Origin of the sequence: Pseudorhodoplanes sinuspersici, from assembly GCF_002119765.1 — a bacterium.
Lineage (GTDB): Bacteria > Pseudomonadota > Alphaproteobacteria > Rhizobiales > Xanthobacteraceae > Pseudorhodoplanes > Pseudorhodoplanes sinuspersici.
In genome coordinates, this window is sequence record NZ_CP021112.1 from 616,039 (window position 1) to 635,974 (window position 19,936).

The 19,936-nt window shown below is 66.6% G+C and carries 23 protein-coding genes; 20 read left to right on the top strand and 3 right to left on the bottom strand.

Annotated elements, in window-relative coordinates:
* The first annotated feature begins 22 nt into the window (after positions 1–22).
* The 7 genes from CAK95_RS03110 (at position 23) to CAK95_RS03140 (ending at position 5,198) form a co-directional block, all read left to right on the top strand.
* Positions 23–286: a hypothetical protein gene (locus CAK95_RS03110; protein WP_086086497.1), complete on the top strand. Its 264-nt coding sequence runs from the start codon at positions 23–25 to the stop codon at positions 284–286.
* Between the two features lie 79 nt (positions 287–365).
* Entirely contained in the window at positions 366–578 is a 213-nt protein-coding gene (locus tag CAK95_RS03115) for a phage head-tail joining protein (protein ID WP_086086499.1), read from the top strand.
* Positions 579–2,054: a phage portal protein gene (locus tag CAK95_RS03120; protein ID WP_086086501.1), complete on the top strand. Its 1,476-nt coding sequence runs from the start codon at positions 579–581 to the stop codon at positions 2,052–2,054.
* Positions 2,047–3,330, top strand: coding sequence for a S49 family peptidase (locus CAK95_RS03125; protein ID WP_086086503.1), 1,284 nt, complete (start codon positions 2,047–2,049; stop codon positions 3,328–3,330). Before CAK95_RS03120 ends, CAK95_RS03125 begins: the two co-directional genes overlap by 8 nt.
* Positions 3,331–3,355: 25 nt before the next feature.
* A complete protein-coding gene (locus tag CAK95_RS03130; RefSeq protein ID WP_086086504.1) occupies positions 3,356–3,745 on the top strand; it encodes a head decoration protein in 390 nt (129 codons plus the stop codon).
* Between the two features lie 79 nt (positions 3,746–3,824).
* Positions 3,825–4,847: a major capsid protein gene (locus tag CAK95_RS03135; RefSeq protein WP_086086506.1), complete on the top strand. Its 1,023-nt coding sequence runs from the start codon at positions 3,825–3,827 to the stop codon at positions 4,845–4,847.
* Between the two features lie 33 nt (positions 4,848–4,880).
* A complete protein-coding gene (locus CAK95_RS03140) occupies positions 4,881–5,198 on the top strand; it encodes a head-tail joining protein (RefSeq protein WP_086086508.1) in 318 nt (105 codons plus the stop codon).
* Position 5,199: 1 nt separating this feature from the next.
* Here CAK95_RS03140 and CAK95_RS28990 read toward each other — a convergent pair whose 3' ends face one another.
* Complete coding sequence (locus CAK95_RS28990; protein ID WP_245303773.1) at positions 5,200–5,469, bottom strand: helix-turn-helix domain-containing protein; 270 nt, start codon at positions 5,467–5,469, stop codon at positions 5,200–5,202.
* On the opposite strand from CAK95_RS28990, the gene CAK95_RS29805 reads away from it, so the two are divergent.
* On the top strand, positions 5,350–5,643 hold the full coding sequence (locus tag CAK95_RS29805) for a hypothetical protein (protein ID WP_245303940.1): 294 nt from the start codon (positions 5,350–5,352) through the stop codon (positions 5,641–5,643). The genes CAK95_RS28990 and CAK95_RS29805 overlap by 120 nt on opposite strands.
* A gap of 170 nt (positions 5,644–5,813) precedes the next feature.
* Here the strand turns inward: CAK95_RS29805 and CAK95_RS03150 are convergent, their stop codons facing one another.
* Together CAK95_RS03150 and CAK95_RS29545 are read right to left on the bottom strand one after the other, a co-directional pair.
* On the bottom strand, positions 5,814–6,686 hold the full coding sequence (locus CAK95_RS03150) for a S1C family serine protease (RefSeq protein ID WP_086086512.1): 873 nt from the start codon (positions 6,684–6,686) through the stop codon (positions 5,814–5,816).
* Between the two features lie 111 nt (positions 6,687–6,797).
* Complete coding sequence (locus tag CAK95_RS29545) at positions 6,798–7,070, bottom strand: hypothetical protein (protein WP_183044315.1); 273 nt, start codon at positions 7,068–7,070, stop codon at positions 6,798–6,800.
* A 61-nt stretch (positions 7,071–7,131) separates the two neighbouring features.
* On the opposite strand from CAK95_RS29545, the gene CAK95_RS03160 reads away from it, so the two are divergent.
* From CAK95_RS03160 to CAK95_RS03210, 12 genes are all read left to right on the top strand, one after another.
* Complete coding sequence (locus tag CAK95_RS03160) at positions 7,132–7,788, top strand: DUF6441 family protein (protein ID WP_086086514.1); 657 nt, start codon at positions 7,132–7,134, stop codon at positions 7,786–7,788.
* 82 nt (positions 7,789–7,870) lie between these two features.
* Complete coding sequence (locus CAK95_RS03165; RefSeq protein WP_086086516.1) at positions 7,871–8,305, top strand: hypothetical protein; 435 nt, start codon at positions 7,871–7,873, stop codon at positions 8,303–8,305.
* A gap of 21 nt (positions 8,306–8,326) precedes the next feature.
* On the top strand, positions 8,327–8,830 hold the full coding sequence (locus tag CAK95_RS03170; RefSeq protein WP_086086518.1) for an HNH endonuclease: 504 nt from the start codon (positions 8,327–8,329) through the stop codon (positions 8,828–8,830).
* Positions 8,831–8,871: 41 nt separating this feature from the next.
* Complete coding sequence (locus tag CAK95_RS03175; protein WP_086086520.1) at positions 8,872–9,813, top strand: phage tail tube protein; 942 nt, start codon at positions 8,872–8,874, stop codon at positions 9,811–9,813.
* Positions 9,814–9,841: 28 nt separating this feature from the next.
* Positions 9,842–10,195, top strand: coding sequence for a hypothetical protein (locus CAK95_RS03180; protein ID WP_086086522.1), 354 nt, complete (start codon positions 9,842–9,844; stop codon positions 10,193–10,195).
* Positions 10,196–10,320: 125 nt separating this feature from the next.
* Complete coding sequence (locus CAK95_RS29550; RefSeq protein ID WP_183044314.1) at positions 10,321–10,494, top strand: DUF7697 family protein; 174 nt, start codon at positions 10,321–10,323, stop codon at positions 10,492–10,494.
* A gap of 1 nt (position 10,495) precedes the next feature.
* Positions 10,496–13,615 (top strand): phage tail tape measure protein, encoded by a 3,120-nt coding sequence (locus CAK95_RS03185; protein ID WP_086086524.1) that lies wholly within the window; start codon positions 10,496–10,498, stop codon positions 13,613–13,615.
* A complete protein-coding gene (locus CAK95_RS03190) occupies positions 13,612–14,199 on the top strand; it encodes a DUF2460 domain-containing protein (RefSeq protein WP_086086526.1) in 588 nt (195 codons plus the stop codon). The genes CAK95_RS03185 and CAK95_RS03190 overlap by 4 nt, the downstream gene beginning before the upstream one ends.
* A gap of 2 nt (positions 14,200–14,201) precedes the next feature.
* Entirely contained in the window at positions 14,202–15,041 is an 840-nt protein-coding gene (locus tag CAK95_RS03195; RefSeq protein WP_086086528.1) for a DUF2163 domain-containing protein, read from the top strand.
* Entirely contained in the window at positions 15,041–15,472 is a 432-nt protein-coding gene (locus tag CAK95_RS03200) for a C40 family peptidase (RefSeq protein WP_086086530.1), read from the top strand. The genes CAK95_RS03195 and CAK95_RS03200 overlap by 1 nt, the downstream gene beginning before the upstream one ends.
* Positions 15,473–15,474: 2 nt before the next feature.
* Positions 15,475–16,107: a hypothetical protein gene (locus CAK95_RS03205; RefSeq protein WP_086086532.1), complete on the top strand. Its 633-nt coding sequence runs from the start codon at positions 15,475–15,477 to the stop codon at positions 16,105–16,107.
* A gap of 3 nt (positions 16,108–16,110) precedes the next feature.
* The gene (locus tag CAK95_RS03210) at positions 16,111–19,929 is read left to right on the top strand and encodes a baseplate multidomain protein megatron (protein WP_086086534.1); all 3,819 of its coding nucleotides are present in this window, start codon (positions 16,111–16,113) and stop codon (positions 19,927–19,929) included.
* Positions 19,930–19,936: the final 7 nt, after the last annotated feature.

The window sequence follows — 19,936 nt, forward strand, 5'->3', positions numbered from 1 at the left end:
TAGCGAACAAACGGAGGGGAACGTGAGCGGCGCGGAATGGGCAATCACCGCCGCCTTTGCGGCGCACGCGCTCGCGGTGATCGCCGCTCTCGTCAAGCTCGTAGCGTGGGCAGCGGCGAGCCAGGCGAAGTTCGAGGCTCGCCTCGATGGGATCGAATCGAAGGTCGACAACGACGTCGCCGGCCGACGGATTGTCGCCGAGCTGCGCGCTGACGTCGCGGCGATCAAGGCGACGCTTGCCGAACTCAAGGAGCAGATCCGCAGGTTCACTCCCGAGCGGCAATGACCCACTTGAGCGGTGCTGCCGACGATCAGACTCGTGATGTGACCTGGCGAGCCGGATGTCGCGCTGCTTGGGCTGAGGCATGACCCTGGAAGAGCTGACCGCGCAGCGCGACGCGCTGCTCGCCGCGCGCTTTCGCGGCGTGCGCACGGTGGAGGTCGACGGACGCCGCGTGACTTACGCGAGCGACGCCGAGATGGCGGCCGCGATCACGGACCTCGAACGACGGGTCGCGGCATCCCAGGAGGGCGGCCGCAAACGCCGCATTCTCACGTCCGCCTCGAAGGGGCTTTGAGTGCTTGCTTCGCTGACAGCGTTCCGGCGGCGGGTCGGGGCCTTCATCGGCGGCTTCGAGGCGGGGCTGGCGAACCGCAGGCTGAAGGGATTCCAGCCCAGTCGCGCGCACCTCAACACGCTGATTGCCGCGGCCGGTCTCGACATCACGGCGCGTGCCCGCTGGCTAATTCGCAACAACGGCTATGCAACGAATGCGATCGAGAGCTGGGCCGGTAACGTTGTCGGCGCCGGCATCAAGCCCTCGTCTCTGATCAAGGATGCCGGCGTCAAAGCGCAGGTCCAGAAGCTTTGGCTCGACTGGACCGACGAGGCCGACGCCGAAGGCTTCACGGACTTCTATGGCCTGCAACGCCGCGCGGCGCGCGAGGTGTTCATCGCGGGCGAAGTGTTCTTTCGCTTCCGCCCGCGCCGGCCAGGGGACGGGCTTACGGTCCCGCTGCAGCTGCAAATGCTGCCGTCGGAGATGCTGCCGCTCAACCGCAACGAGGTGGTGCCCGGCGGCAACGTGGTCCGCCAGGGGATCGAGTTCGATCGGATCGGGCGGCGTGTCGCCTACCATTTCCTGCGCCGGCACCCAGGCGACGTGACCGATCCCGGTTTGGCCGGCGAGGTGGTGCGCCTGCCCGCTTCCGAGATCGTGCACGTCATCGACCCGGTGGATGCCGGCCAGCTACGCGGCGTCTCGCGCTTCGCGGCCGGCATCGTGAAGCTCTTCCTGCTCGACCAGTACGACGACGCCGAGCTCGACCGGAAGAAGGTCGCGGCGATGCACGCGCTCTTCATCACCACGCCCGCCCCGGCGGAGCCGCTCGATGCCGCGGAAGGCCGCGACGAGAACGACGAGCGCACCATCGACCTGCAGCCCGGCCAGATCACCATGCTGGAGCCGGGCGAACAGGTGCAGACATCGGCGCCGGCGGACTCAGGGCAGACCTACGAACCCTTCCAGTACCGCACGCTGCTGCAGGTGTCGGCCGCGCTCGGGGTGCCCTACGCGTATCTCTCCAACGACATGCTCAAGGCGAACTACTCGAACTCGCGCCTTGCGCTCCTCGAATTCCGCCGCCGGATCGAAGCCTACCAGCACGCCGTGGTGGTCTGGCAGCTCTGCCGCCAGGTGTGGGCGCGCTGGATGGACACCGCGGTGCTCGCGGGCGCGCTCGACCTGCCGGACTACGACAACCGGCGGCGCGAGTACCTCGCCTGTGGATGGCTGCCGCCGAAGTGGGACTGGGTCGATCCGCTCAAGGACGCGCGCGCCGAGATCGAGCAGATCGAGGCCGGCTTGAAGAGCCGCACGCAGGCGCTCGCGGAGCGCGGCTACGACGCCGAGCAGGTCGACGCCGAAATCGCGGCCGATCAGGCGCGCGAGAAGTCGCTCGGGCTGAGTTTCCGGTCGAATGCCGCTTCAGCACCGGCAACGGATGAGCCGAGCGACACGTCAGCCGGCCAACAGGACAACGCGAATGTCTGACTTCCCGCACCTGGCGTCCCGCGTATTCGGGACGCCGCTGCTGATCGCGCGCGCCAAGCTCGAGGTCATCCTCGGCGTGCTGGCACCGCGCTTCGCCGGCGGCACGCTGGAGCCGCTCGAACCGGAAACCGACCCACCGCCGCTCACCTCGGTCACAGTTGAGAAGATTGCGATCGTGTCGGTCGTCGGCACGCTGGTGAGCCGCTCGGGCTACCTCGATGCCGCGAGCGGGCTGCAGGCTTACGGCGATATCGCAGACGCCGTCGCCGCGGCGATGGACGATGCGAGCGTGCGCGGCGTCATCCTCGACGTCGACTCTCCTGGCGGGGAGGTCGGCGGCCTGTTCGACCTGGTCGAGCAGATCAATGCCATCCGCGGCGCGAGCGAAAAACCGCTCTGGGCTGTGGCCAACGAGAGCGCGTTGTCGGCCGCCTATGCGATCGCAAGCGCGGCCGACCGGCTCTACGTCACGCGCACCGGAGAGGTCGGCTCGATCGGCGTGGTCGCCGTGCACGTCGACGAGAGCGGCGCGGACGCCAAGGCGGGGCTTTCCTGGACCTTCGTGTTCGCGGGAGACCGCAAAGTCGACGGCAATGCGCATGAGCCGCTCTCGGAACGCGCCCGCGCCACGATCCAGGCCGACGTCGATCGCCTCTATGCTGAGTTCTGCGCGGTGGTGGCCGCCAACAGAGGCCTGAGCCTCGACGCTGTGCGCGGGACGGACGCTGCGATCTACCGCGGCACGCTCGCAGTCCGCGCCGGTCTCGCCGACCGGCTCGGCACGCTCGACCTCGCCATCGCCGAGATGGCCGCCGAACTGGATCGCGCCGCGCCGGTGCGCGCGCCCGTCAACCCGACACTGAAGAGGAGCCTGTCCATGGCGACCAACGAGACTGAACACACGCAGGATCAACCGGATGAGCGGCAGCATGCTGTCACTCCTGAGCAAGCGCCAACGAACGCTGCGCCACTGAGTCCGCCTGCGCCGGACGCTGCGACGACAACGGAAGCAGGGATCGCCGAAAAGCTGCGGGCGGAGTTTGCCGAAGTTGCCGCGGTCGTAAGCCAGGCCGCACGGCTCGGCGTCACGGTTGATGCCTCCGACGCACTGAAGAAGGGCATCGCGCCCGACGCGCTGCGCCGCTCCGTGCTCGACACGCTGGCTGCGCGGGCCGAGGCCACAACTGTGATCGCGGCCGCCCCGTCCACGCCGGTCGCCGGCGACAGCCCGATTGTCCGGCGTGCCAGAGAGCGCGCGGCAGCGGCGCGCGCCTGATCATGAAAACTTAAGGAGCACCGACATGCCTACACTGACCATGGCGCCGACGCTCGGCGACCTGCTCAAGTACGAGCTCAACGGCAATTACAGCCGCGAGACCGTGACGCTCAAAGCCGGCACCAACTACGCGCTCGGCTCGGTGCTCGGGAAGATCACCGCCTCCGGCAAGTACCGCCTCTCGCCGGCGGCCCAGGTCGCCGGCGACGAGGGCGCCGAGACGGCAAACGCCGTCCTCATTGAGGCCGTCGATGCCACGGCTGCCGATAAGACTGGGCTCATCGTTGCCCGCGGTCCCGCCATCGTCTCGAAGGCCGCGCTCGTGTTTGATGCCTCCGTCGACCTGGCGGCCGAGAAGATCGCCAAGCATGCGCAACTCGCCGAGGCCGGCATCGTCTCCCGCGACACCGCCTGACCTTCCCTAACCTCCCTGCCTGACCGGGCCTCGATGGGACCTCCATCGGGGCCCGGTCTCTTTTAGGAGAACCGACTCTATGGCCCCGATGATCAATCCCTTCGACGCGGGCGGCTACACGCTCGCCGAGATGACCCAAGCCATCAACATCCTGCCCAATATCTACACGCGTCTCGGCGAGCTCGGCCTGTTTCGCTTCGAGGGCGTCACCCAGCGTAGCGTCATCATCGAGCAGGCCGAGGGCGTGCTGAACCTCTTGCCCACCGTGCCGCTCGGCGGGCCCGCCACGGTCGCCAACCGTGACACCCGCTCCATGCGCTCGTTCACGGTGCCGTGGATCCCGCATGACGATGTGATCACGCCGCAGGACATCCAGGGCGTGCGCGGCTTCGGCGTTGCGGACGCGGCCGACCCGCTCGCCACCGTCATGGAGCGCAAGCTCACCCGCATGCGGGCAAAGCACGCGCAGACCCGCGAATACATGGAGGTCAACGCGCTGCGCGGCATCGTCAAGGACGGTGCCGGCGTCGCGCTCTACGACTACTTCGATGAGTTCGGCCTCGTGCAGCAGTCGGTTGACTTCCTGCTCGGCACCGCCGGCACGAATGTGCAGGCCAAGTGCCGTGAGGTGCTGCGCAATGTCGAGACCGAGCTCAAGGGCGAGACCATGAACGGCGTGCTCGCGTTGGTCAGCCCGGGCTTCTTCGACAAGCTGATCGGTCATGCCAAGGTGGAGGAGGCCTACAAGTACTTCTCCTCGACCGGCGCGCAGCCACTGCGCGAGGACACCCGACGGCGCTTCCCGTTCGCCGGCATCGTGTTCGAGGAATACAACGCCACGGTCACGCTCTCGACCGGCGCGACCGAGACGCTGATTCCGGCGAACGAGGGCATCGCGTTCCCGCTCGGCACCATGGACACGTTCGTGACCTATGGCGCTCCTGCGAACTTGATCGAGACCGTCAACACCGTGGGCCTGCCGATCTATGCCCGACAGATCGCGCGGCAGGATGGCAGCGCAATCGATGTGAAGACAGAGGCCTCGCCGCTCCCGGTCAACAAGCGGCCGCGGCTGGCGGTGAAGATTCTCACCAGCAATTAACCCTCCGAAGCCTTGGCGTAGGAGGGCTGATCGATGGACGCGTTCGCTGCGGCGACCGACGCGCTGTTCGCCGACCCGAACATCGCGCGCGATGCCGTTTGGCGCGCGGGCGGTGCCGGCGCTGGTGTTGCCGTCCGCATCATCACCCGCCGACCCGACCAGGTCATCGGCTTCGGCGATAGCCGGGGAGTCCTGCCGACGATGCTGATCGACGTGCGCCGGGCGGAAGTTTCGGACGCCGCCAGCGGCGACACGGTGGAGATCGACGGCGAGATCTTCGAGATCATCGCCACGCCGACTGCGGATAGTCTGAGACTCGTCTGGAGCTGCGAAGCTGCAGCGAGGTTTTGAGTCAAAGCAAGATCAAACCGCGCCGGACACCGATGGCGACTGCGTCGGACCTGTTGCGAGCACCCAGCTTCGCCAATACCGAAGCAACGTGGAATTTTGCAGTGTGAATCGAAATCTTCAGCTCACGCGCAATGATCTTGTTGGATGCCCCGTGCGCAAGCAGGTCCAGGACCTCGCCTTCGCGAGCGGTCAGTGTTATCTCGCCTTCATCGATGTCAAGCGAGCGAGTGACCCGCGAGGGCTCGTCGAAAAGGCCGCGCAGTCCGTCCACTTCGGAGATCGCGAAGCCAGCCGCAACGATCATGACCGCGGCCCGCAGCAGGTCTGCGTCAACGGTCCGCGGCAAGATTGCGCGAACGTCGGCATCCCCAGCGTCCGGGCCTCGTTCACTATCATCGATGATGATTACCGGTTGCGGCAGCGATGGCAGAGCATGATCCGCTAGTATTACGTCTGCGTCAGGGGCGTCATTGAGATCGAAACAGACCTTAAGGCGACTATCGCTCGCCAGGAGCGAAGCCACCCGTCTGACCAGAGCCGGGTCGGAAATGGCGATGCAGACCGCAATTTTTCCGCGAGACGCTGAGTGATCGCGGTCCGGGGTCATGACTTGAACTATCTATGAGGCCGCTCACCGACCACAACCTCGACTCTCGTCTGCTGATTGGCGCGCGTCACGTCGAGGGTAACGGTCGAGCCAACGGTATCGGGCCCGAGCTTCCGGAAAACGTCGTGTACGCCGTGGATCGGCGCGCCGTTCCAGGCAGTCAGAGTGTCACCGACGAAGATTCCAGCGCGCTTTGCGGGACCGTCCTCGTCGAGACTGACGACGACCGCGCCTTCCCCTCGCTTGCGCCGCAGGGGGTGAAGGCCAACGCCCAGGTAGCCGCGCGCAATGGAGCCTTTAGCCGCGAGCTGTTCCGCAATGCGGTCAACAGTTGCCGCCGGAATGACCAGCGCTCGATGGCGCGGGGCGAACGCGGCAAGCCCGATCAAGTCTCCGGCAGCGTCGACCACAGCACCGCCGTGGGAGCGGCGACCGAGGGCAAGGTCGAGCAGGATTCGTCTATCGATCAGGCCGCCAGCCCAGCTCCGCCAGCTCTCGCCGCACTCCTGGACGATTCCGGATGCGGCTATCTCGCCATTGGTCCCTCGCCCGACGGCGATGGCCAGATGGCCCGCCTTCACGGCGCTGGCAGACTTCAATAGCTCCAACGGGGCCCCGGCGTCCCCCTCGACGCGCAGTAGCGCGATGTCGGTTGAAGGGTCGCGCCCAGCAAGCGTTGCGGCGACGGCCATGCCATCGGGCATCGTCAGCTCGAAGCGCTCGTCATCGCCGAGCGCTTCCTCGGCGGTGACGATCAAGCCGGCACGCCAGAGGATGCCGCTCGCGGCATTGCGAGTGCCTGGATTGATCGCCACGACGCGTTGCGCGGTCTTGTCGACGAGCGCGCGCATGGCATCGGAAAACTGGGACAAGGTCGTCATACTTGTTACTCCGCGTGTTTGACCACACGGATATGGTGCGCCGCGGACAGAACCAACTGGCCAGATGGCTAGGGCCAGCCGCGCGTGCATCGCGCGTCCTGCTGATGAGCGTCACACGGCAATGCGTGGAAAATCAGCCCTCGCATGCATTGTTGCGGCCTGTGCTCGCGCGCTTGCAAACATGGTGAGGTGCCAGGCGGATCGGATCTCGTCGAAGCGTAGGATGTAAAGCGCGCCGTCGTTGCCTTTGACCTTGCAGTAGCGATAATCAGAGCCGAACCACTGGTCGAGGAGTTCGACAACATTGACCAGTTTCCCGGTCAGACAAGACCTCCGGGGTACCTCCATCCCGCGAACTTCTTGGGTCTCGACCTCGATTTGCAAACAAGCCTCCGCTGTCTCTACAGGCACGCGGCTTATCTATGCACTCGATCACCTTCGATCCATGCGCTTCACTTTAAAAACGGACGACGTCGCGCGGGGGTTGAGGGACACCGAGGGCGATGCGGCGCGCTCGGTTACCAGCGCCATGCTCAAGGTGACGGATGGCCTCAAGTCCGAACTGCGCGCCGACGTGGTCGACGCGGGGCTCGGCCAGCGTCTCGCCAACACCTGGCGCGGCAAGACCTATCCGGAGGGCGGCATCAGCCTGGAAGCCGCGTCGTTCGTCTGGTCGAAGGCGCCCAACATCGTGGATGCCATCGACCGCGGCGTGACCATCAAATCGAGTCGCGGCTTCTGGCTGGCGATACCGACCGCCGCAGCCGGCGTGAAGGGCATCAGCGCGACTGGCGCCATTAAGCGGATCACGCCGGGCGGCTGGGAGCGGCGCACCGGCATGCGGCTGCGCTTCATCTTCCGGCGCGGACAGCCATCGCTGCTCGTCGCCGACAACGCGCGGCTGAGCAAGAAAGGTTTGGCAAGGCCGAACGTCGGCCGCACGCGAGCGGGGGCGCAGTTCACGCGCTTGAAGGGCCGCTCGACCGTGGTGGTGTTCATCCTGGTGCCGCAAGTCACGTTGCGGAAGCGGCTCGATATTGCGGCTATCGCCCAGCGCTGGGCCGACCGCGTGCCGAACGTGATCGCAAGCCATTGGAAATGAACGTGAAGCACAGAGTAACCGCGGTCCTGATGACGCTCCTGTCGTTCATCTTCATTATCTCTGTACTGTTGACGAGCCTCCGGTGACGAGCAAACGCGAACAGGTCCTTGATGCGGTCAAGGCTCTCGTTGCAGCAGCGCTCCCCGGCGCCGACGTGAAGCGCAACCTTGCCAAGGCCGAGCGCATCCCGCCTGATGGCCTGGTCATCGTCCGCGATGGCGACCCGGGAGAGCCCGAGGTGCTGCTCTCGCCGCTCCTCTACGTCTATACGCACCGTATCCCGGTCGAGGTCGCAGCCTACGAGACCTCCTCGCAGCCGCGCGCGCAGGTCCTCGACGAGATGCTGGGCGCGATCGGCACAGCCGTCGCCGGCGACCGCACGCTCGGCGGCCTCTGCGACTTCATCGAGGCGGAGGCCCCGGCCACCGACGATGTCGAGACCGCGGGCGCTCGCGCCGGTCGTTGGGCCGACGCTGCGATCGTCGCGGTCTACGGCACGACCGACCCGCTGAACTGAACTTCACAACAGGGCCTGACAATGAAACGCGAAGCGATTCCGCTCGCGCTGGTGCGTGAGCTCTTGGATTACGATCCAGAAACAGGGCTCTTTCGATGGCGGAAAAGTCCCGCTCACGGCGTGAAACCCGGAGATGTTGCCGGATATGACAACGGCCAAGGCTATCGCAAGATCACCATCAAGGGGCGCCATTTTCGCGCGCATCACCTCGCCTGGGCGATGATGCATGGCGGATATCCTGACGGCGTTGTCGACCACATCAACGGAATCCGCGACGACAATCGCATTGTGAATCTACGGCTGGCGACCCGTTCGCAAAACAGTCAGAACAGGCGTTGTCACCGAAATAACCGAGCAGGCTTGAAGGGAGTGAGCTGGAGAGCGCGCGAGCGTCGTTGGCACGCGCACATCCGGGTCGACGGAAAACTTCTTCACCTTGGTTACTTCGCCACGCGAGAGGAAGCGCACGCGGCCTATGCCGCTGCCGCCAGAGAATACTTCGGCGAATTTGCGCGCGCCGCCTAAGCCGCTTCAGTTCTTCAAATTGAGAGAGAGGAGATATCCCAATGGCTCGCGCCCGCGGAGCGAACTCGATCATGGCCGCTGCATTCGAGACCTCCTATGGGATTCCGCCGGCGAGTGGGTATCGCAAGTTGCCCTTTGTCTCGTCGGCGCTCGGCGATGAACAAAACCTGATTCCCAACGATCTCTTGGGCTACGGCCGAGAGCCCCAGCCTCCAAGTCGAGACATTGTCAGTAACGAAGGCGATGTCGTCGTCCCGGTTGACCTGCGCAACTTCGGCTATTGGCTGAAGCTCCTCCTCGGTACGCCGACCTCGGTCGACAACTCCGGCGTCTTCACCCACACCTTCGTGTCGGGCGCGCTCGCGCTGCCCTCCATGTCGATCGAGGTCGGGATGCCGGAAGTCCCGAGCTACGGCATGAACTTCGGCGTGCGCGCCAACTCGATGCGCATCCAGCTGCAGCGATCGGGCCTCCTCAACGCCACCATGAGCCTGATCGCGCAGGGCGAGACGAAGGCGGCTTCGTCCAGCGCCGGCAGCCCGACCGAGGCGGTGATCGAGCGGTTTTCTCAAGGTCTGGGCGAAATCAAGCGCAACGGCACCGCGCTCGGGCAGATCGTCTCGGCGGAGCTGACCTATTCGAACAACCTGGACAAGGTCGAGGTGATCCGGCCGGACGGCCGCATCGAGGACGCCGACCCCGCCATGGTTGGCGTGTCGGGCACCGTCAATGTCCGCTTCGCCGACACCGTGCTGCTCGATCAGGCGGTCGCCGGCACTGCCTGCGAGCTCTCGTTCGGCTGGGCGATCAGCGCCGACAAGTCGCTGCTGTTCACCTTGCACGAAGTCTATCTGCCGAAACCGAAGCAGCCGATCAGCGGCCCGGGCGGCATCCAGGCGGCGTTCGCGTTCCAGGCCGCGGAAGACCCAACACTGCAGAAGACCATGACCGTCGCACTCGAAAACGACGTGTCGACCTACTGATCTCACGTTTCCCGCAAAAGAGGCTCCAATGCTCAAGCTGGCGTTCGACCGCGAGCCGTTCTGGCTCAACTTGCTTCCTGGCGTGCGCGTTCAGTTCCGACCGATCACGGTCGCGGCCATCCTGCTCGCGCGCACTGCGGCCGCCGACGTGCTGCGCGCCGGCGGCGACGACGCCATGGTGAAGGCAGGCTGCGCCTTCACGCGCTCGCTTGCGCATTCCGGTATCGTCGCGTGGGAGGGCATCGGCGACGCCGACGGCAATCCGGTCGAGCCGACGAAGGAGACGATCGACGCCGCGGTCGAGGTCTGGGCGCTGTTCGATGCCGTCGACCGTCTCTATGTCGGGCCGGCGCTTCTCCAGGACGCCGAAAAAAACGTCTGATCGCCCTCGCCGAGTGGCACTTCGGCGGGGGCGATGGCTATTGCGCCGCCTGCTCGTCAACGTGCTCCGCCTGTCCGTACACCGAGCACGCGCCGAAGACGCCGGAGGGCATCGCGGCCTGGGGCGTGCTCAAGCGCGCGGCCGGACAGGTTCGAGCCGTGATGGGCGGCGTGTACGCGCTCGACTTCGGGGCGGTGCTGCTGCTCGCCGACACCATGGGCGCCCTCAACACTCTGCTGGTCGAACTCCTTCCCGAGGTCGAGCCCATCATCGTCCGCGCCTACGCCCGAGACTCTTGAAATGAGCACCACGCAGGTCTCGATCCGCCTCGGCGTCGAGGGCAAGGCGGAGGTCAAGCGCGCCTTCGACGAGGTCGGCAAAGCGGGGCAGGACGCGTTCCGCGGCGTCGCTGGCTCGATGGATGCCGCGGGCGCCGCGACCGACCGCGAGACGCAGCGCCTGCAGCGGCTGGCGCAAGCCGCCAAGCAGGCCGCCGCCGCCGACCAGGCGCAGCGCGGCTTCAATGCCGTCCTCGGCGTCGGCACCGGCGTTCCCAAGTCCGCGCGCGATTCCGCCGCCGTATTCGAGGAAGCAGCCAGGGCGGCGGAAGACCTTGCGGCCCGCACCGCGGCCTTGCGGGCACAGATCGACCCGCTCGGCGCCGCGCAGGCGAGGCTCAACGCCGAGATCGCCGAAGCCAACGCGCTGTTCAAGGCAGGCGCGATCTCCGCCACCGAGCAGGCTGCCGCGCACGCGCTGGCGCAAGCTCGGTACGACAACACGGCGAAGGCGCTCGGGGCGATCGGCAACACGGGCAAGCTGACGTCGAACCAGCTCGCCAACCTCAGCTTCCAGCTGAACGACGTCGTCGTCTCGCTCGCGAGCGGCCAGCAGCCCCTGATGGTGCTGATGCAGCAGGGGTCGCAGATCGCCCAGATCTTCGGCCCGGGCGCCGGCGTCACCGGCATCCTGCGCGGCGTCTGGCAGGGCATCACCAGCCTGATCTCGCCGACGGTCGCCGTCGTCGGTGGCATTGCGGCGCTCGGCGCGGCGCTGGGTTACTCTTACTACCGCTACATCGAGTCGCAGAAGGAGCTCGAGGTCGCGCTCGCCGGTACTGGCCGGGCAGTCGGCGCCACCGTCGGGCAGATCGAGCGCATCGCCGAGCAGTCGGCCTCTGCCGGCAATGTGTCGGTCGCGGCGGCGCGCGAGATGGAGGCCGCGTTCCTGCGCACCGGCAGGATTGCGGTCTCGCAGTTCGAAGGCCTGATCAAGGTCGTCAAGAACTACGCGCTGACGACCGGTACCGACGTCGGCACCGCCACCAAGGAGCTCGCGGGAGCCTTTGCCGATCCGGTCCGGGGCGCCGACACCCTCAACGACAAGCTCAATTTCCTCGACGACCGCACGCGCCAATATGTCCGCACGCTCGCCGAGCACAACGACCGCACCGGCGCGCAGCGGGTCCTCCTCGATGCCCTCAAGGGAAGCCTTGTCAACGCCTCTGAAGCGACCACCGCGCTGGGGCGCGCGTGGGACTTTGTCGGGCGGATGGCGTCGAACGCCTATGACGCGATGGGGCGCGCGATCTCGCGCGTGCTTGATGGCGCGCCGCTTGACGAGCGGCTGCGACACCTGCAGCAGGAGCGCGCGCGTCTCCAGGCGCTGATCGAGAACCCACCGACCCGCTTTGCGGCCCAGGCCCGCAACTTCAACACGCGGATGCTGGCCGAGGTCGAAGCCGAGATCGCCAAGATCGAGGCGAAGCTTGCCAACATCGAGGTCCGGGCGAAGGAAGCGCGAGCCAACGAGCTTTCTGTCCGCGCCGGCACCGTGGCGCGCGAGCTGACTCCCGGCTTCGACGAGCTGCAGACGCTGAAGGCACGGCAGGCGCAGCTTCGCTCCGCGCTCGACGATCCGCTGGTCCGCCAGAAGGTTGCCGACCTCAAGCAGGTCGAAACCGCGTATGATGCGGTTACGCGCGCGATCCGCACCTGGCTCGATCCGGCCGAGAAGGCGCGCCGCCTCGACGAACTCGAGATCAAGGCGCTCCAGGCCAAGACTCCGGCGCAGAAGGCTGCCATCGCCGAGGAGCGGCGGCGGCTCGAACTCGCCGGGCAGGCGATCCCTCTCGCCATCGCCGAAGCCGACATCACGCGCGCCGGCACCAAGGCGCGCGCCGAGGCAACGCAGGCGCACATCGACCAGTCGCGCGTCGTCGAGGTTAACACCAGGGCGACGCTGGGCTTGGCGGATGCCTGGCTCAAGGGTGCGGCGGCGGCGCAGCAAGCAGAGGCGCGCCGCAGGGCCCTGACCGAGGCGGTCCAAAACGGTGTCGATGTCGAGACCCGCGCGCGCGAACTCCTGCGCGAGCAGATCGCCGAGCAGGCCGCGCAATCGGCCAAATCCGCGACTGATCTGACCGCGGAGGCCGCTGCCCAGCGCCGGCTCAACGATGCCGTCGCGGCCGGCACGATCTCAAGCGAGCAGGCCCAGCGCCTGATGCAGGTCGAGCAGGCGCTCCGCCCGCTGATCATCGCCCAGGCGCTCGCCGAAGGCGATGCGAAGACGACGCTCGCCCGCGTCATCGATGCTTTGCGCGGCGCCTATTCCAGATTGCACGGCGAGCAGGCGCGCGCCGCGGCGCTGCAGACGCTCGAAGGCCAGAAGAACCAGATCGAGCTCCTGCAGAAGCAGATCGAGCTCGTCGGCACGAGCGAGTCGCAGCGCGCGGTCATCATTGCCCAGCTGCAGGCCGAGCAGCAGCTGCGCCAGAAGGGCATCGAGCTCGCGAGCGCCGAAGGCCAGGCGATCCTCGCCAATGCCGGCTTCATCGAACGCCTCAACCAGGAACTCGCTCGCTCGCAGGGCGCGATGCAGTCGCTGCAGAGCATGACCGACACCACCTTCAACCACTTCGCCAACCTGATCGCGCAGGGCAAGACCGATTGGAAGTCCTGGGCTGATGCGGGACGTGCGGCGCTCGCCGACATCGAGAAGGAACTCCTGAAGCTCGCGGTGCTGAACCCGCTCAAGAACTTCCTGTTCGGGACCAACCTCACCACGCTCAACAACGTCGGCGGCCTGTTCGGTGGCTTGTTCGGCTTCAAGTTCCACGAGGGCGGGGTCGTCGGCGTCGGCGGCACCCCGCATTGGGCGCCAGCACAGGTCTTTCGCAATGCGCCGCGGCTGCATGATGGCGCGTTTCTGTCGCCCGACGAAGTGCCTGCGATCCTCCAGCGCGGCGAGCGCGTGCTCAATCGCGCCGAGGCGGCCGCCTACGAGCGCGGCACGAAGGCCGCGCCGATCGTGCTGAACTTCGCGGTCACGACGCCGGACGCGGCCTCGTTCCGGCGGGCGCAAAGCCAGATCACCGCCGACATGGCCGCGGCGCTCCGGCGCGCGGAGCGCAACCTGTGAGCGGATTCCACGACGTGCGTTTCCCCGACGCGGTCGCGCGCGGCGCGACCGGCGGGCCGGAATTCTCGACCGACATCATCGCGGTCGCCTCCGGCTTCGAGCAGCGCAACGTGAACTGGTCGGCGGCGCGCGCCAAGTACGACATCTCGACCGGCATCCGCACCCGCGAGCAGATGGCCGAGGTGATCGCCTTCTTCCGAGCCCGCAAGGGGCGTGCCTACGGCTTCCGCTTCCGCGACTGGAATGATTTCGAGGGGGAGGCCGAACCGCTTGCACCGACGGCTGACCCGCTGATCTGGCAAATCACCAAGCAATACGCCTCCGGGCCCTCCGCGGAGCAGCGCGCCATCACCAAGCCCGAGGCCGGCACCGTCATTGTCCGCGTGAACGGCAACCCGGTGTCGGTCGATGTCGACCACCTGACCGGCCTCGTCACGTTCAGCTCGGCGCCGGCCGCGCAGCCCTATGCCGACTTCCTGTTCGATGTGCCGGTGCGCTTCGACACCGATCACCTGCCCGTGGTCGCGGTCGCCTATCACATCCAGCAGGTTTCTTCGATCGCGCTGGTCGAAATCCGGTCCTGACCATGAAGAACGTATCTGCCGCGCTCGCCGTCCACCTTGGCGGCGAGGTGACGACGCTTGCGACATGCTGGCGCCTGGAACGCAACGACGGCTGGGTGCGCGGCTTCACGGACCACGACCGCAGCCTCGTCATCGATGGCGTGACCTATGTGGCCGCGACCGGCTTCCTTCCAAGCGCCATCAAGTCGGGCTCGGACCTCTCGGTCGACAATCTTGATGTCGATGGATTCCTCGACGACGAGGCGCTCAAGGCCGAAGATTTGACTGCCGGCCTGTTCGACGGCGCGAGGATCGACATCTTCCTCGTCAACTGGGCCGACCTGTCACAAGGGCGAGTCCTCCTTCGCCGTGGCTGGCTCGGCGAGGTCAAGCGCGCCGACAACCGCTTCTCCGCGGAAATCCGCGGCATCGCGAACCGGCTGCAACAGGTCGCCGGCAAGCTCTATTCGCGGCTCTGCCGCACCGACCTCGGCAGCGCCGAGTGCAAGGTCGTGCTCGGACCGTTGACCGACGAGCTTGCGATCTCGGCGGTATCGAGCGGAGACACCTTCACGGTGCCGACAGCTCGGCCGACCGGCTTCTACACCTTCGGCGTCTGCACGTTCCTGACCGGTGCGAACGCTGGCGCAGCCACCGAGGTGCTGCAGCACAACGGACAATCGATCCAGCTGTTCACGCCGATGCCGCGGCCGATCGCAATTGGCGACCAGGTCCGACTCGTCGTCGGCTGCGACAAGACCCCGGAAACCTGTCACGCCCGGTTCGGGAACATCCTGAACTTCCGTGGCGAGCCGCACATCCCCGGCAACGACAAAGTCTTTTCCTATCCGATCAAGAGCTGATGTTTACGCGCGACGCAGTGATCGCCGAGGCGCGGAGCTGGCTTGGCACGCCGTGGCATCATCAGGCGTCCCTCAAAGGAGTCGGCTGCGACTGCATTGGTTTCATCCGCGGGGTTGCCCAGCCGTTTGTCGGGGAAATCGCGATCCCGCTCGATTATCCGGAGACGTGGCACCTCTACCGCGCCGAGCCGCGCATGTATCTCGGCTTCAAGGCGCGGGCCGAGGAGATCGACCCAGCTAATGCTCTCCCCGGCGACATCCTCTTGTTCGGCGCCGGCAAGGGTCCGGCGCATCACTGCGCCTACGTCGCGCCGAGCGACGGCCTGATCCACTGCTACCGCGAGGCCGGCAAGGTGGTGGAGCACGGTTTCTCGCCGTGGTGGCTCGCAAAGCTCCGCCATGCTTTCCGAATGCCCGGCATCGAGGACTGACCGTGGCGAAGATCGTTCTCACGGTCGGCGGTTATGTGCTCGGCAACCTGCTGCTGCCCGGCCTCGGCGGCGCGATCGGGGGCCTCGTCGGCGGCTACGTCGGCGGCATCGTCGACCAGCAGCTGTTCGGCGGCACGGCGAGCCAGACCGTCTATGGCGCCCGCATGCAGGACCTGCGCGTGCAATCATCGAGCTACGGCGCCGTGATCCCGTTGCTCTACGGCAAGGGCCGGATGGCCTCGAATGTGATCTGGATGCGCGGCTTCGACGAGGAGGTCCGCACCGAGACGCAGACGGTCGGAGGGGGCGGCAAGGGCGGCGGTGGTGGCGGCACGACCGTCACCAACGTCAGCTATCACTACTATGCCGATGTCGCGGTCGGCCTTTGCGCCGGACCGATCGCCGGCGTGGACCGCGTCTTCGCCGACGGCAATGCCTTCGAGGACGACAAGGTCGGCGACATGCGCGTCTATCTCGGCAACGAGTCGCAGACGCCGGACCCGCTCATCCAGGCCGTCGAGGGCGTCGACCGGACGCCTGCCTATCGCGGGCTCGCCTATGTGGTGATGGAGCGGCTCTACATCACGCCATTCGGCAACCGGCTGCCGAACCTCACCTTCGAAGTCGAGACGTGATCCGTGGCCCAACTCGTATTGACGCTCGCCGGCGGCGTGCTCGGCGGCGGGCTCGCGGGCGGTCTCGGTCAATCGCTGGGCGCGCTGTTCGGCGCCTATGTCGGCGGCATCCTCGACCGCGAGCTGTTCGGGCCGCAGCAGGACCGGCGGCCGGTCGAAGGCACCCGGCTCACCGAGCTCAACCTGTCGGGGTCGGCCTATGGCCAGACCATGCCGGTGGTCTGGGGCCGGATGCGAGTTCCGGCGAACATCATCTGGGTCCGCGGCATTCGTGAAGTGGTCCACACCGAGACCGAGACGGTCGGTGGTGGCGGCAAGGGTGGTGGTGGAGGCACCCAGACCATCACGCGAACGAGCTACCACTACTACGCGGACGTGGCGCTCGGGATCTGCGAGGCGCCGGTCACCTCGATCTATCGCATCTGGCTCGACAAGACGCCGCTCGACCCCGAGCACGTCGACGAAATCCGCACCTACTATGGAGACGAGACCCAATCACCCGACCCGCTGATCCAGGCGGTCGAGGGCGCCGACCGCACGCCGGCGTTCCGAGGCCTCGCTTATGTCGTCCTCGAAAATCTCTATCTCACGCCCTACGGCAACCGCTTCCCGAACTTCGAGATCGAGGTCTACCGCGGCTCGCGCGCCGACGTGGCCGATGCCCGCCACCTGGTCCGCAACGTCTGCCTGATCCCGGCGAGCGGCGAGTGGGCCTACGAGCCCAACGTCGTGCGCAGCCGCGTGCGCAATTCCAATATCAACAGCAACGCCGGCCGCAAGGCTGCCGACTTCGCGGTCTCGATCGAGAACCTCAAGCGCGAGGTGCCGAACGTCGAGTGGGTCAGCGTCGTCTATGCCTGGTTCGGCACATCGATGGACGTCGCGACCTGCTCGATCCGGCCGGAAGCCGAATACGCGATCTACCCCGACCGTCTGCCGGACACGACGCCTTACCTCTGGTCGGTGATGGGCGTCGGCCGTCCTGTCATCGGAGGCGGTGGTGGGTGGCCGCTCGTTTCCTCGTACACCAACCCAGACGGCTCGCTCGGTCTCTATTACGGCGGCACCATCAACGACGGCTCGGTGGTCCGGGCCATCCAGCATCTGCGTAGCCTTGGCTACAAGGTGATGCTGTACCCGTTCCTGATGATGGATATCCCGCCGCCGGACCCTTCGCCGTTCCCGTGGCGCGGCCGAATCGGCGGTGCGGCAACCAACGTGCCCGGCTTCTTCGAGCGTCCCGACGGATACTTGCGTTTCATCCGCCACTGCATGTCGCTTGCGGAGGACGCAGCTGGCGTCGACGGCTTCGTGGTCGGCTCCGAGATGGTGGCGCTCAACCGCATCCGCGATGGTAGCGGCAATTATCCTTCGGTGCCGTTCTGGCAGCAGATTGCCTCCGAAGCGAAGGCGGCGCTGGGGCCGGAGTGCGTGATCACCTACGCGGCCGACTGGTCGGAGTACCGCTACCACGACCGTGGTGGCGCGAACGTCGACTTCCCGCTCGATGCGGTCTGGGCCGACCCCAACATCGACGTGGTCGGGATCGACGCGTATTTCCCGCTCACGGATGTCCCGCGCGCGGTCTACGACAAAGCCGCGGTTGCCGCCGGCTGGGCCTCGGGCGAGCTGATCGACTACTTCTACGCCACCCAGTCCGACCGCGACCTCGAGCGCCGTGGCCTCGACCCGCAGCGCTCGCCGATCGATGATCCGTTCTGGGCCATCAAGGACATCCGCTACTGGTGGGAGAACGAACACGTCCCACGCGTCGCCGGCGTGCCGACCGGGCCCGCCACCGCCTGGGTGCCGCGCGGCAAGCCGATCTGGTTTACCGAGTACGGCTTTCCCACGGTGAACTGCGCGACCAACCAGCCTAACGTCTTCATCGACCCCAAATCGATCGAGAGCTTCGCGCCCTATTACTCCAATCGAGCGGTCGACCGCGTGGTGCAACGCGCCGCGATCGAGGCCACCGAAGAGTTCTGGAACGAGCCGGCCAATAACCCGACCTCGCCGGTGTACGGCGGCCCCATGGTCGGGCGCCGGTTCGTCTGGTGCTGGGACGCCCGGCCATATCCGTTCTTCCCGGCGCTCACCAACGTCTGGTCGGACGGCGAGAACTTCCGGCTTGGCCACTGGATCGAAGGGAAGATCGGCAACATGCAGCTCGCCGAGATCGTCCGTGACCTCTGCCTGCGGGCCGGACTGGCCGAGAGCGAGTTCAATGTGACGGCGCTGGACGACGAGGTTGTCGGCTACGTCGTGACCGAGCGCAAGCCGGTGCGCGACATGATCGCGGTCTTGCAGACCGCCTACTTCTTCGACGCCGTCGAACGCGACGGCGTGCTGGTGTTCGTTAAACGCGGCGCTGGCGAGCCTATCATGCTCGATCCGAACGACCTCGGCGCGAGTGAGAACGACAGCGACCGCTCGCGCGTCAAGGTCGAGCGAACCCAGGACACCGAGCTGCCGATCGCGGTCGATGTCGTCCACATCGACGAGGGCCGCGATTACCAGTCCTCCACCGTCACGGTGCGCAAGCAGGTCGGCCAATCGGAAAGCCTCAACACGCTGAGCTTCCCGATCGTGCTTACGGTCGAGCAGGCCCAAGCGATCGGACAGCGCGCGCTACGCGAGATGTGGCAGGGCCGCGAGGCCGTCGACTTGCGGCTGCCGACCCGCGCGGTGCGCTTTGACCCGACCGATATCGTGGAAATTCCGATCGACGGCGTCTGGCGCCGTGTCCGACTCACCGCCGTGACCTACGGCAAGCCTGGGCTCGTGCTCCTGCGCGGGATCGCGACCGACGGCGGGATTCCGGAGTTCTACACGGCGCCGACCGACAGCGGCGTGCTGCCGCCTTCTGTGCCTGAGCCGGTGGCGCCGGTCCGCGTCGAACTCCTCGACATGCCGATCATGGTCGACAGCCACGACGCCTCGGCGCCGAGTTTCTATGTGGCGGCCTGCCCGGTCGGCACCGGCCGCTTCCGCGGCGCAACGCTGTTCCAACCGACTGCCGATGCACTGGATTACGTGGTCGCAGCCGTCGCCGGACTGCCATCCACTATGGGCGAGACGGTCACCGAGCTTGCAGCCGGCCCGGCTTGGCGGTGGGATCGCGTCAACATGGTTGAGGTGCAGCTCGATTATGGCTCGCTGCAAAGCCTCGCCGACGAACGCGTGCTCGCGGGCGGTAATGCTGCGCTCGTTGGCGACGAGCTCGTCCAGTTCGCTAACGCCGAACTCATCGCGGAGGGGCGTTATCGGCTGAGCCGGCTGTTGCGCGGCCAGCGCGGCACCGAGCACGAGATCGCGGCGCATCCGGCCGGCAGCCGCTTCATCCTGCTAGACCCGGCACGCCAGCCGCGTCCGAACTTCTCGGTCTCACGCATCGGCATCGAGATCGCCTGGCGCTACGCGCCGGTGCCGCAGGGACCGAGCGGTGATCTGTCCGGCGAGATCGTCTTCATCAACACCGGCAATGGCTTGCGACCGTTCGCGCCGGCACACCTCAAGGCGGTCCGCGATCCGCCGTCCGGCGATGTCCAACTGTCGTGGATCAGACGCACCCGCGTCGGCGGCGACTCCTGGCTCAACGAGGTGCCGCTCGGCGAGGAAACCGAAGAGTACGACGTTCTGATCGTCAACGGCGCGAATGTCGTTCGAACCATTCGCGTAACAAGCCAAGGCACGCTCTACACCGCCGCCCAGCAGACCGCCGACTTCGGCACGCTGCCGGCATCACTCGCATGGCGTGTCGCCCAGATCTCGCGCGCCTACGGGCGCGGCACCACCGCCGAAGCTCTTTCCACCCTCTGAGGACCAT